Annotated in this window: 1 protein-coding gene; it reads left to right on the forward strand. The window is 55.4% G+C overall.

The features are described from left to right. Nucleotides 1-313 precede the first annotated feature (313 nt). Nucleotides 314-771 (forward strand): (2Fe-2S)-binding protein (locus AAFX91_RS42125; RefSeq protein WP_394570403.1); only part of this gene is annotated, 458 nt, incomplete at its 3' end.

Consider the following 771-nt stretch of genomic DNA (forward strand, 5'->3'; position numbering starts at 1 on the left):
CCTCCTAAAAGAAAGCCTTGAATCACGTTCAATCTGATTTGAGAATCCCAAGAGTCCACACGGCCTAGAGCGTTTTCCAGCGAAGTGGAAACCGGTTCGCGTGAAGAAAACGCGTCAAAACAAGAATCTCGAGCTTCGGCTCTGATTCAATCAGAACCGAAAATGCTCTAGGCACAAGAAATCAAGAACACCGCATCATCCGGTTTGTTCCTGCCTCGCCGCCTACGCATTTTCTTGATTTGAATCGTTCTAGCGCCCGGTTCACACTCGCAGCGAGATCCAGTTGTGGAACTGGATCAAAATGGGGACTGCGATGGCTAACCTCACAATCAACGGCAAGAAAATCGAAGTCGATGTCGAGCCGGATACGCCGCTGCTCTGGGCGATTCGCGAAAACATTGGACTGACCGGCACCAAATATGGCTGCGGCATCGCGCAATGCGGCGCCTGCACCGTTCATGTCGACGGCGTGGCGATGCGCTCCTGCGGCGTGCTCGTCAGCGAAGCTGATGGCAAGGAAATCACGACCATCGAGGGCCTTGCCGCTGATGGCAAGCTGCACAAGGTGCAGCTTGCCTGGATCGAGCACGACGTGCCGCAATGCGGCTATTGCCAGACCGGCATGATCATGGCGGTGGCGGCGCTGTTGAAGGACAATCCGAAGCCAACCGACCAGGACATCGACGAAGCCATCACGCATTGCCTCACCAAGGATGTTACCGGAGAACTGACCGTCAGGATTGGGGCGGCGATACCGAATCGGATCGGTGT

It is taken from the genome of Bradyrhizobium sp. 31Argb (assembly GCF_043638955.1).
Taxonomy (GTDB): Bacteria; Pseudomonadota; Alphaproteobacteria; order Rhizobiales; family Xanthobacteraceae; genus Bradyrhizobium.